The sequence below is a fragment of the Vibrio sp. 1F263 genome (genome assembly GCF_041439035.1).
Lineage (GTDB): Bacteria > Pseudomonadota > Gammaproteobacteria > Enterobacterales > Vibrionaceae > Vibrio > Vibrio tasmaniensis_A.
Map to the genome: position 1 here is coordinate 1 of NZ_JBGONI010000032.1, position 12,602 is coordinate 12,602.

The 12,602-nt window shown below is 42.6% G+C and carries 10 protein-coding genes; 5 read left to right on the forward strand and 5 right to left on the reverse strand.

The window, feature by feature from the left end; translation table 11 throughout:
* Nucleotides 1–383, forward strand: a 383-nt coding sequence (locus tag ACED25_RS17550; RefSeq protein ID WP_371695787.1) for a flagellin, incomplete at its 5' end; no start/stop codon positions are given.
* 736 nt (nt 384–1,119) lie between these two features.
* Here ACED25_RS17550 and crr read toward each other — a convergent pair.
* The 5 genes from crr to cysZ all read right to left on the reverse strand — a co-directional run bounded on the left by crr (nt 1,120) and on the right by cysZ (nt 6,138).
* Complete coding sequence (gene crr, locus ACED25_RS17555) at nt 1,120–1,629, reverse strand: PTS glucose transporter subunit IIA (RefSeq protein WP_009847364.1); 510 nt, start codon at nt 1,627–1,629, stop codon at nt 1,120–1,122.
* 106 nt (nt 1,630–1,735) lie between these two features.
* A complete protein-coding gene (ptsI, locus tag ACED25_RS17560; RefSeq protein WP_009847363.1) occupies nt 1,736–3,460 on the reverse strand; it encodes a phosphoenolpyruvate-protein phosphotransferase PtsI in 1,725 nt (574 codons plus the stop codon).
* A 153-nt stretch (nt 3,461–3,613) separates the two neighbouring features.
* Nucleotides 3,614–3,871, reverse strand: coding sequence for an HPr family phosphocarrier protein (locus tag ACED25_RS17565; RefSeq protein ID WP_004734263.1), 258 nt, complete (start codon nt 3,869–3,871; stop codon nt 3,614–3,616).
* 303 nt (nt 3,872–4,174) lie between these two features.
* Nucleotides 4,175–5,143, reverse strand: a complete 969-nt coding sequence (gene cysK, locus ACED25_RS17570) for a cysteine synthase A (protein WP_012604562.1) — start codon at nt 5,141–5,143, stop codon at nt 4,175–4,177.
* A 236-nt stretch (nt 5,144–5,379) separates the two neighbouring features.
* Entirely contained in the window at nt 5,380–6,138 is a 759-nt protein-coding gene (gene cysZ / locus ACED25_RS17575) for a sulfate transporter CysZ (protein WP_012604561.1), read from the reverse strand.
* A 229-nt stretch (nt 6,139–6,367) separates the two neighbouring features.
* On the opposite strand from cysZ, the gene zipA reads away from it, so the two are divergent.
* The 4 genes from zipA (at nt 6,368) to ACED25_RS17595 (ending at nt 12,234) form a co-directional block, all read left to right on the forward strand.
* Nucleotides 6,368–7,504: a cell division protein ZipA gene (gene zipA / locus ACED25_RS17580; RefSeq protein ID WP_012604560.1), complete on the forward strand. Its 1,137-nt coding sequence runs from the start codon at nt 6,368–6,370 to the stop codon at nt 7,502–7,504.
* A gap of 92 nt (nt 7,505–7,596) precedes the next feature.
* On the forward strand, nt 7,597–9,609 hold the full coding sequence (gene ligA / locus ACED25_RS17585; protein ID WP_371695788.1) for an NAD-dependent DNA ligase LigA: 2,013 nt from the start codon (nt 7,597–7,599) through the stop codon (nt 9,607–9,609).
* Between the two features lie 524 nt (nt 9,610–10,133).
* Nucleotides 10,134–11,285 carry a porin gene (locus tag ACED25_RS17590; RefSeq protein ID WP_102250403.1) on the forward strand — a complete coding sequence of 384 codons (1,152 nt, stop codon included), beginning with the start codon at nt 10,134–10,136 and terminating at the stop codon, nt 11,283–11,285.
* Between the two features lie 124 nt (nt 11,286–11,409).
* Complete coding sequence (locus ACED25_RS17595) at nt 11,410–12,234, forward strand: DUF2057 domain-containing protein (protein WP_065679049.1); 825 nt, start codon at nt 11,410–11,412, stop codon at nt 12,232–12,234.
* The last annotated feature ends 368 nt before the right edge of the window (nt 12,235–12,602 follow it).

Sequence of the window (12,602 nt, forward strand, 5' to 3'; positions counted from 1 at the left end):
AAGTTGATGGCGCTATCTCATTCTCTGGTGGTCTATCTGGTGAGCTAGGCATGCAGCCAGGTAAGCAAGTAACGGTTGATACTATCGACGTAACCTCTGTTGGTGGTGCTCAAGAATCTGTAGCTGTTATCGATGCGGCACTTAAATATGTAGATAGCCACCGTTCTGAGCTTGGTGCATTCCAAAACCGTTTTGACCACGCAATTAACAACTTAGATAACATCAACGAGAACGTTAATGCATCTAAGAGTCGTATCAAAGATACCGATTTCGCGAAAGAAACGACTAATATGACTAAGTCTCAGATTCTTTCACAGGCTTCAAGTTCAATTCTTGCGCAAGCGAAACAAGCTCCAAACTCAGCACTTAGCCTACTAGGTTAATCGGTTGAAAGGCCACGTTGACTTTAAGCGTTGTTGATCACAAGCGTCAACGTTAGGCTTCCACAAATTAGCTCGTGGTGAGAGATGAGCGCTAAACAGACCCAGCTTCGGCTGGGTTTTTTATTGCCTGTTATTTAGCGAAGGTATATTTGGAAAAGTGGCGTAATGCTGAAAGGAGCAAAAGCGCGATTCCCTATCACGCTCGTCTCTCGCTGTAGAGAATGACGGGATCGGGAAATGATACTTCCATCATCTATTGCATTGAAGCAGCCTTTCGTCATTCCAGAACCGAACAGAGCGAGGTATCAGGAATCTGCTTTTAGGCTTGATTCGGATTAGACATTAGGCTCTTGTTGTGGTCGAAAGACAATAAACGAGATAGCGTTAACTGCCTTTCACATAGGTGAATAACCAGGAATAAGCAATGTGGTCAACATTCGTCATCTCAAAATCGAGCTGAGCGAGATATCAGAGAGCTGTTGTCTGCTTGAAGTCATACCGCGTGATCTAACATGCAGGTTCAGCGCCTAGGATGGCGTTTAACTTGGTTTAATAACAAAGTAGGCCGGTTATTGGCAATTAAGGATTGGTATTGCTGTGGCTTATTGAGGGGCTGTCTACAATGAGGTGAAGAGCGGCAGTCAGAACCGTCGGTTAAGGAACTCGACAAATATAGCAGGCACAAAAAACGCCACCCTTAGGTAGCGTTTTAATTAAAGCAGATAAGTAATCGGGATTACTTAGTTACTTTAAGAACTGGAGTTTCGCCAACAGTTACAGAACCAGAAAGCTTGTTCAGCTCCTTGATTTCGTCCATGTTAGAGATAACAACTGGAGTAAGCGTAGATTTTGCTTTCTCTTCTAGAAGCGCAAGGTCGAAAGTGATGATAGTGTCACCAGCTTTAACAGATTGACCTTCTTCAGCTACACGAGTGAAGCCTTCGCCTTTAAGTTCAACAGTATCGATACCGAAGTGAACGAAAAGCTCAATACCGTCGTCAGACTCGATAGAGAATGCGTGGTTTGTTTCGAAGATTTTACCGATAGTACCGTTAACTGGAGCTACCATTTTATCGCCAGCTGGTTTGATAGCAATGCCATCACCAACGATTTTTTCAGCGAAAACTACATCTGGCACGTCTTCGATGTTTACGATTTCACCAGAAAGAGGTGCGATGATTTCGATTGCACCAGCATCAGCGCTGTCATCAGATACAAGCTTTTTCAGTTTGTCAAACAGACCCATTGTGTCATGCTCCTAACGTTTAGTTTTATTCTGTAGAATATACTATACCAATCTAACAAATTAGACGACTATTTTTAGCCGTCTAACTTCATTAAGCTCTTGGTGATTACTGAGTTTTCTCAGCGATGAACTTTTCTACACAAGCTTCAATTTCTGCAGCTGTAGGTAGAGATAGTGCTTCGTCAGCCATAGCTTTAACTTCAGCGAAGTTAGAGTTACGGATTACTTTCTTAACTTTAGGGATAGAGATACCGCTCATAGAGAACTCATCTAGACCCATACCAAGAAGAAGTAGAGTTGCACGCTCATCACCTGCTAGTTCGCCACACATACCTGTCCATTTACCTTCTTTGTGAGAAGCATCGATTACTTGCTTGATAACAAGAAGAACCGCTGGAGATAGTGGGTTGTATAGGTGAGAAATCATTTCGTTACCACGGTCTACCGCAAGAGTATATTGCGTTAGGTCGTTAGTACCGATAGAGAAGAAAGATACTTCTTTCGCTAGGTGGTGTGCGATTGCAGCTGCTGCTGGAGTCTCAACCATTACGCCGATTTCGATTTCTTCATCGAAAGCTAGGCCTTCAGCGCGAAGTTCAACTTTGTACTCTTCGATTGCTTTTTTCAGTTCACGGATCTCTTCAACAGAAATGATCATTGGGAACATGATGCGTAGTTTACCGTGTGCAGATGCACGTAGGATACCACGTAGTTGGTCACGTAGAATTTCACGACGATCCAAGCTGATACGTACTGCACGCCAGCCTAGGAAAGGGTTCATTTCTTGTGGAAGGTCCATGTATGGTAGGTCTTTATCGCCACCGATATCCATAGTACGGATAATCACTGACTCGCCTTCCATTGCTTCCGCTACTTCTTTGTAAGCAACGTATTGCTCTTCTTCAGTAGGAAGTGCAGTACGGTCCATGAATAGGAATTCAGTACGGTACAGACCAACGCCTTCACCGCCGTTACGCAGAATACCGTCACAGTCTTTTACTGTACCGATGTTGCCACAAACTTCTACACGGTGACCGTCTAGAGTTTCAGCATGTAAGTCTTTTAGTTTTGCTAGTTCAACTGCTTCTGCTTCGAAATCAGATTTGATTTTCTTAGCTTCTGCTAATTCAGCGTCAGAAGGGTTGATGATGATCTTGTTGTTCATCGCGTCTAGCACAAGCATGTCGCCGTTTTTAACTTGCTTAGTGATATCGTTAGTACCAACGATAGCTGGAAGCTCAAGTGAACGTGCCATGATTGAAGTATGAGATGTACGACCGCCGATGTCACAAGCAAAACCAAGAACGTAGTCTAGGTTGATTTGTGCCGTTTCAGATGGCGTTAAATCGTAAGCAACTAGGATAACTTCTTCATTGATATCTGCTAGAGATACAATGTTGATGCCTAGTGCATTTTTAACGAAGCGAGTACCGATATCACGGATATCAGTCGCACGTTCTTTTAGGTACTCATCATCAAGCGACTCAAGTGCAACAGCTTGCTCTTCGATCACTGTGTAGATCGCGTTGTCTGCGTGCATTTTGTCTTTCTTGATGAGTGCTAAAATCTCTTCTTCTAGCTCTTCATCTTCAAGCAGCATGATGTGGCCTTCAAAGATTGCTTCTTTTTCTTCGCCAAAAGTTTCAAGTGCTTTTTGCTTTACAACTTCAAGTTGTTGAGAAGATTTGTTACGAGCGTCAAAAAAACGCTGAACTTCTGCTTCAACTTGATCGTCTGAGATAGATTGAGTGTTTAGGACAATTTCATCTTCTTGAAGTAGTAGTGCTTTACCGAAAGCAATACCAGGAGATGCTAGGATGCCTGAAATCATAGCCTTACCTTAGTTGTTCAACTGTAAACGGGAGAATGTGTGACTTTAAGTCGTCGACTAATGTCGCGCTTATTGCTATCTATTTCGAATTGCTATCTATTTCGAACAAAGCCACTTTGCTGTGCAAAATGGCTTTGAAAGAAGGAGACCGTATTAGTGTAGTTGATCCATAAGAGCAACTAGGTGGTCTACAGCTTGCTGAGCTTGAGGGCCTTCAGCTGAAATAGTAACGTTAGTACCTTTTACTAGGCCTAAAGTTTGTAGTTTGAACAGGCTTTTCGCGCTAGCGCTTTTGCCGTTAGAAGTCACTGTGATGTCAGCGTCGAAAGATTTTGCTTCTTTAACAAACTGTGCAGCTGGACGAGTGTGAAGACCGTTTTCTGCTGTGATTTCTACTTGCTTCTCGTACATTTTATATACCCCAATTAATTTATTTTTTGTAAGTTTGTAACCAGATTTAGCTTAACTGCTTTAGCTCAAATGCGCTAGAGGCTAGTACGCCATGTTCGTGTTAGAACTTAGACTGGTTATAAATTTTTATCCAGCCATGGTCGTCTTTTGTTGAGTACTCATGACTTTCAGAATTTGTTTATTGCTTCTTTTATTTTGAAGCGAAAAATAAAACAGACCCGATATTACCAAAGGTGAGGCAGGGATCAACAAAAAAGCCCCTAAATGGGGCTTTTTTGGACGAAAAATTGATTTGACCACATATTATTGTTGGTTCTCTTTTTCCGTAAAGATACCAGCAAATAGGGCCGTACTAAGGTAACGCTCGCCCGAGCTTGGTAGTACAGTAACGATAGTTTTCCCTGCAAATTCAGGCAGTTCCGAAATTCTGTTTGCTGCTACTACTGCTGCACCAGATGAGATGCCCGCTAGGATACCTTCTTCTTTCATTAGGCGTTGAGCCATCTCAATAGCTTCTTCAGAAGTTACCGACTCTACACGGTCAATAATGTCTAAATCTAGGTTGCCAGGAATGAAACCTGCGCCAATACCTTGGATTTTGTGTGGTGCTGGTTTGATTTCTTCACCTGCAAGTGCCTGTGCAATCACTGGAGATTCTGCTGGTTCAACAGCTACAGAAGTGATGGCTTTGCCTTTTTCACCTTTAATGTAACGACTTGTTCCAGTGATAGTGCCACCTGTACCTACACCGGCTACAAACACATCGATCTCACCATCTGTTGCTTCCCAAATTTCAGGGCCAGTTGTCTGCTCGTGAATTTGTGGGTTCGCTGGGTTGTTGAATTGTTGCAGTAGTAGATACTTGTCTGGGTCTGAAGCAACAATCTCTTCAGCTTTAGCAATCGCGCCGTTCATACCTTTTGGTGCTTCAGTTAGCACTAGGTTTGCGCCAAGAGCTTTAAGCAGCTTACGACGTTCTAGGCTCATTGATTCAGGCATTGTTAGTGTTAGCTTGTAACCGCGCGCTGCAGCAACAAATGCAAGAGCAACACCTGTATTACCACTGGTAGGCTCAACAAGCTCGATACCTGGCTTAAGCGTACCTGCTTTTTCTGCTTCCCAGATCATGTTTGAACCGATACGACACTTAACGCTGAAGCTTGGGTTACGAGCTTCGATCTTAGCTAGGACGTTACCTTTGCTTACTTTGTTTAGGCGGACTAGAGGTGTGTTACCAATCGTTAGGGTGTTGTCTTCGTAGATCTTGCTCATGCGATATTCCTTCATTTAATGACAGAACTAAACGTAGTATATCTACCAATTTACCGTCTAGTGTCTTTCGATGTTTGTTTAGCTTGAATTTAGATTAAACAAGTTGAAAAAAAGGTAAAAGGATTAAAAAGTTATATCATATAGAGATGTCGCAGGATTCACGCCTATCTTTATTGAAATCAGAACTTCAAAAAGATAGGCGTTGTTAGAGCAGGCTGTAGAACTATAGGCGATAGCTATAGACGAGAGCGTAGGGCTTGGTCTTTAAACTCTGCAACCCACATTGCAGTAGCGCCGCAGACGGCAACTGGCATCACAATCAGGTTTAAAACTGGAATGGTAGTAAACACAGAAACAAGTGCGCCGAAGCTGTAGCTCTTACCTTGCTTTTGTTTCAAATTATTTCTCATGTCATCGAACTTGATTTTATGGTTGTCGAACGGGTAGTCAGCGTACTGAATAGCTAACATCCATGCAGTGAAAATGAACCATAAAAACGGTGCAACAGTTTGTCCTAGCGCTGGAATTAACAAAAGTAGGAACAAACCGATCGCTTTTGGCAGGATATAGACAAGCTTGCGCCATTCTCTTGCTAAAATACGAGGGGTGTCTTTAAGTACATCCAGTAAACCATCATCATTGACTTTTTTACCACTCAGCAGTTCTTCGACTTTTTCCGCGAGTAATCCGTTGAAAGGTGCGGCGATAAAGTTAGCGAGTGTACTGAAGAAATACGAAAACGTAGCCAAAACGGTTAACACAAGTAGCGGCCATAGGATATATGACAACCACGACAAGAAACTTGGCAATGCACCAATCCAGCCTTCAATCCAAGTGTTTAAGTTGGAGAAAATATAAAATAAAGCACCGCCCACGAGTAACACGTTAGCGATAAGAGGAAGCAGTACAAACTTACGGATACTCGGCGATAAGGCAATTTTTATTCCGAAAATAAAATAGCCAAAGCCAGAGCGAGGAACAGATTCAATAGTCATATTTAAATTGGGTCACATGTGAATTTGGTTAAATAGCAAACATCTCTAGTGTACTCGACCGAAATTAAGAAAAAAAGCGTGGTGAAAATCACACCAAGTAATGAACTAATTGTATTAAGTGGTTCTAAAACAGTGGCTACTTTTGATAGAGTAGTGAGATTAGCCAAATTAACCTAACTTAGTGACAGCGTGTTTATAGCTAGTTGACTAAGAAAGCTGAGAGCGAAAAATGCAGGAATTGCGATTTGTACTCATTATTGTTGGCGCATTAGCTATCGCCGCATTATTGTTCCATGGTCTATGGACGAGTAAGAAAGAAGGGAAAGCAAAGTTTGGAGATAAGCCGCTTGGTAAGCTTGATAACGACAGCTTAGATGAAGCTGAAACGATCCCAAACCGTTCATTCGCTCCTGAGGATGATTTTGAGATAATCCGAAAAGAGCGTAAAGAACCGGATTTTGCTGTCTCACCGTCTGCAACTGATCCGCTGATTGACTCAGATCCATTGTCAGCGCCACAGCAAAAAGATGCTCACGAAGACGAAATAGAATTGAATGATCTTCCTTCTTTCAGTGTTGAAGACCCGATCGAAGTTAAAGGTGAGCTTGAACAGGTTGAGGAAGAGAAGGTTGTTGAACCTGAAGTTCCTAACTTTGAATTGACTGACGAGCAAAAACAAAATCACGCAGGCTTTAAAGAGCAGTACGGTTCGTTTGAAGAAGCCTCTGATGCGGTCGCTGATCCACTACTTTCTAGCGAAGGCTTAACGCCAAGCGAACCATTTATTGGGAAAGAAGTGGTTGCTGCACAAAGTGTTACTTCGGTTGAAGAAACTAAGTTAGATAAAGATGCTAACTTAGCTGGGGAAGCTCAGTTGGGTAACGAAGTTAATTTAGCTGACGAAAGTAAGTTAGATGAAAAAGCTCACTCAAATGAAGATCTTGGCCTTGAAGTCATTGTTCTTAATGTCCACTGTGCTGGGGAGATCCCGTTTGTGGGTACTGAACTTTTCCGTAGCATGGAGAACAACGGCCTAGCTTATGGTGAAATGTCGATTTATCACTGCTTTGCACAAGCGAGCGATGAGCCAAAAGTTATTTTCAGCGTAGCAAATATGATGCAGCCAGGAACACTAGAACATGACGACCCTGCTGACTTTACCACCAAAGGTATTTCGTTCTTTATGACGCTGCCTTGTTATGGTCAAGCTGATCAAAACTTCAATTTGATGCTGAGTGCTGCACAGAAAATTGCCGACGATATGGGCGGAAACGTATTGGATGAGTCACGTAACTTAATGACGCCAAACCGTTTGTCTGACTACCGCAAGCAAATCCGAGACTTTATGACGGCAGCTAACGCCTAGCCGTATTGTTTAGCCTTGTAAATAATCTATATTTATAGAAAAGGGCTCCTAAGGGAGCCCTTTTTGATATTTCAATCACGACAGAGAATGATATGAAAGAATCGATTCAAGTTACCTTAGAGCAGTTAAGAGAAACTCTGCACTATCATGCCGTTCGTTATTACGTAGAAGATAGCCCTGAGATCCCTGATGTCGAGTACGATCGATTGATGCAACAACTGCTAAAGCTCGAAGAAGAGAACCCAGAACTTGTGACGGTAGATTCGCCGAGTCAGCGTGTCGGCGGTCAGCCTCTAGACGGCTTCACTCAAGTGACCCATGAGATCCCGATGCTTTCTTTAGATAATGCTTTCTCTGATGACGACTTAGATGCGTTCAATAAGCGCATGTCTGATCGAGCGCCAACTGCGAACCTAAAAACCTTCTGTTGTGAACCTAAGCTTGATGGTTTAGCGGTGAGCCTACTCTATGTTAACGGCACCTTAGTACAGGCGGCGACGCGTGGTGATGGTGCGACTGGCGAAAATATTACCGAAAACGTGCGTACGATCAGCTCGATTCCGCTTAAGTTACAAGGTGAAGGCTGGCCGGAACGCATCGAAGTACGTGGCGAAGTGTTTATGCCAAAAGCGGGCTTCGACAAATTGAATGAGATGGCATTGAAGAAGGGCGAGAAGGTCTTTGTGAATCCACGTAATGCCGCCGCAGGTAGCTTACGTCAGCTTGATTCTCGTATTACAGCAAAACGCCCCTTGGCTTTCTACGCATACAGTGTCGGTGTTGTACAAGGCGCTGAGCTTTCAAATAGCCACTATCAACGTTTCCTACAGCTCAAAGCTTGGGGCTTGCCTATGTGTCCAGAGACAAAGCAACTAAGTTCTCTTGAGGATGTAAAAGCCTATTACCAAGATATCATGACTCGTCGTGACACCTTGGCTTATGAAATTGATGGGGTGGTGATTAAGGTTGATGACATTGCCGCACAAGAAACTCTAGGTTTTGTTGCACGAGCACCTCGCTGGGCTATTGCTTATAAGTTCCCAGCTCAAGAAGAAATTACTCTGCTCAATGATGTTGAGTTTCAGGTCGGTCGTACAGGTGCAATTACGCCGGTTGCTAAGCTTGAACCTATTTTTGTTGGCGGCGTGACGGTGAGTAATGCAACGCTGCACAATGCTGATGAGATCGCTCGTTTAGGTGTGAAGGTCGGAGATAGCGTGATTATCCGCCGTGCTGGTGACGTCATTCCACAAATTGTAGCTGTTGTACAAGATCGTCGTCCTGAGACGGCTAAAGACATTGTGTTCCCGGACGCCTGCCCTGTATGTAATTCTGCAGTGGAGCGCGTAGAGGGCGAAGCTGTAGCGCGTTGTACTGGCGGTTTAGTGTGTCAGGCGCAGCGTAAAGAGGCACTTAAGCACTTTGTGTCTAGAAAGGCGCTGGATGTCGATGGCCTTGGCGTAAAGGTGATAGAACAGCTTGTGGATCGCGAAATGGTCGAAACGCCAGCGGACCTGTTTAAGTTGAGCGCGGGCGTGATTACGGTTCTTGATCGTATGGGACCTAAATCGGCACAGAATGTAGTGAGTGCGCTTAACAAAGCGAAAGACACGACATTGGCACGCTTCCTTTATTCTTTAGGAATTCGAGAAGTCGGTGAAGCGACGGCTATGAACTTAGCTCAGCACTTTAAAACGCTAGAGTTGGTTCAAGCTGCAACTCATGAGCAGTTGGTTGAAGTGTCAGATATTGGTGACATCGTAGCAAGTCACCTCACGAGCTTCTTCTCACAAGAGAAAAACAGAGCAGTAGTCGACCAACTTATCGAGCTTGGAGTTAACTGGCCTGCAATTGAAGCTGTTGCGGATGATCAAGAGCTACCGTTAGAAGGCAAAGTAGTTGTGTTGACTGGCTCACTTTCTAAATTAGGTCGCAGCGAAGCGAAAGCTGCTTTGCAAGCTTTAGGTGCAAAAGTAACCGGTAGCGTGTCTAAGAAAACGGATATCTTATTTGCTGGTGAAGCCGCTGGTTCTAAACTGACTAAAGCACAAGATTTAGGTATCGAAATAAGAACAGAAGAAGATCTAATAGCCCTTATTTCGTAAGTAAATACAGATAAAAAAAGCTCAAAGGCACTCCTTTCAAGGGAGTGCCTTTTTCGTTTCTGATATAAAAGTAATCACTTTTTAATTGTTGAGAAATTTGTTCCTATACGAACTATGAAATCAGGACAGTGATGACGCTCAACATTAATGAAATGTTGTTATAGTTGTTTGCTAAATGCGAGTGATATCAATTTTTAAGAGGCTGCTTTGTTAGTAAGTTTTTGTTTTTTAATGTTTTTACTCTTTGGTCCCTCGGTTTTTTCAATTAGTAGATCTGGATCACTAAGTACATGATAAATTTGCACCAACTCATATTTTTTTAGATGAAAATTAAGTTCTCATTGATCTTTTTTGGGGTGAAGTTAGTCTTATTGGCATGGATGCACATTGTGTATAACCAGAAAGGAAATCGAGAATTCGGTGTTTCAGGATTCTCAAACAAGAAAAGGTATTTCTCTCTACGGCGGCCAACTTTAGGCGGGAAATATTCAAACAGCTATATCCATTTTTAGGAGTTTTATTCCATGGAAAACAAAATTTTCAAACGTACTTTACTTGGTGCTGCAGTAGCGATGATTTCAAGTGGTGCATTCGCATCTGAATCTTCTCAAGTTGGTGTTATCTCAGATTTTAACGTTCAGGCTTACGGTGTAGCAGCAATCTCTGTTGTTAACTACGATTCAGAAAAAACTAAAAACGGCGTAAAAACTGATACAGGTACGGGATACGATTACGAGAATGAATCTCGTATTGGTTTCCGTGCAAGTAAAGACATGTTCGATAACGTGAACGTATTCATGCAAATTGAATCTGGCTACGTTGGTGAAAACGGTGACGGTGCAACACTAGGTAACCGTGATACGTTCCTAGGCCTGCAAGGTGACTGGGGTAAAGTACGTTTTGGTCGTATGCTAACGCCAATGTATGAAGTAATTGACTGGCCTTATGCTAACCCAGGTTTGGGCGCAGTATGGGACTGGGGCGGTGATGTTAAATATAACCGTGACCGTCATGGTGATATGGCTCGATACGACTCTGCTGACTTGAATGGTTTTACATTCAACCTAGCAACAGGTCGTGGTGACTCTAGTGTTAAAGATAACTACTTCTACGGCGCGGCGGCTCACTACCGTTTAGCTGATACGGTTACTTTCCACGCTGCAGTTGAATCTGAATCAGATCGTGAAACAAAAGCCGCAGGCGCTTCAGCTTGGGGTATTTGTGAGACAGCTGCTGGCTGTAAAGACAAAGGCGGTAATACTGTAGCCGTTGGTAGTAACTTCCAGTCTGCTGCAACTGCTCAAGAGCTTGCTGATACATTCGGTTACTTGATTGGTTTTGAGGCATCACTTCCTGCAGGTTTCGGTATTTCTGCAGCCTACAAAGCGGGTGAGTCAGATGTTCAAGGCGGTGCTAAGTCTGAACAGGCTTCATACTCTGTAATTGGTCAATACTGGAACGGCCCTTGGGGCTTCAAGCTAGGTTACGCGGCTAACCTAGAGTCTGAAACTGACGGTGTTAAAAACGCTGATGAAGATAGCGTAATCTCAGGTCAGCTAATGTACGTTCATAACGGTTTTGTTCCTTACATCCGTCTAGCTCAACGCGATATCAAATCTGATGGCGCACAAACAGATACGTTCGTTACACGTATTGGTTTAGAGTACGGCTTCTAATCGAACCCATGCTTTAAGTAAAGAGATGCGCTGACTTGTTAGTCGGCGCATATTCATTTCTGGCCCAGCCTAAGAAAGAAAAGGCATCGAATAATATTATGGGGAAACCCTCGAGGTTGTTAATATGAAAAAAATAGTTTTAGCATCGATTCCTTTATTCTTAATTGGATGTACAACATTAGATTCTAATAGTGATTTTACAGATTCCGTTAAAAGAATAGAGAGTAAGCAAAATTACCAAATCGTCGTTGGTGAGTCGTTGTCTCCTGATGTGCTTGAAGTTAGACAAGGTCAGCTAGTTAACTCGTCTTTAGAGCTAAATTACGTTACCCCAAACAGTACTGTAACGGTACCTGATTCATACATAACGATGGAGCTTCAGTACTTTAAAAATTACAACGAGTATCGCTCTGTCTTAGTTCAAGGTTCTGAAGGTAAAGTGCCATTAAAACCTTATGCGGCTTCAGCTGAAACATGCAGCGATATATGTACTCAAACACAGTATGTGAAATTTCCTGTATCTAATGAAATCTTCAACGAAGCACCTTTTAAAGATCTAATTTTTGATGTCCAGGTTTCAAATGCGAACAGCATTTCGTTTTCTATTCCTGCTGGCTATATCGAAGCAATCGTAAATACGGGTGATAAAAACGCAACAGCTAAGCCAGTGATAGTAGCAGCACCTGTAGCCGCAGCCGCACCTGTAGCTGCAGTTCCCGCGCTTCAGCAAGAGCCGGTAAGCCAAGCTCAAGAGATGTCAAAATATTGGTTTGAACAAATTCCGACGGAACAAAGAGACTCTGTTATTAACTGGTCTGTAGCAAATCGAAATGGTGTTGTTGATTCTTTAGGTGATAATGTCAAAGAGATTGAAATGTTCGAATATTGGTTTAACAAAGCTTCCAAAGAAGAACGTAAAGCGATAATCAAACAATTAATCGAGTTTTAAAGGAAAGGAGCCTAGGCTCCTTTTTTGTTAGTGTAGAACCTTACCATTACTATGCTTGCATATAACGATAGGCATATATTCTACAACACTACTTCCTAAGTCACATTTTATGATCGGTCCAGATGCAGTGCTTCCTACATTTTGGGCGGATACAGAGAAGCTTAAAACTAAGCTAAAAATTAACGCTAGATAACATTTCATAATGACACCTCACTAAAAATCTCTTCAAACAAGAGATATTCATTAGTATGTGAGGTATTTCTCAAAAATCAAAAAAATCAAAAAATTTCCTATGAAAAATAACGAATGCCTATTTTGCTATTTCAATCAGTAACTTGTTGATAGTTGGTGTTTGGGTTTGTTGGAAA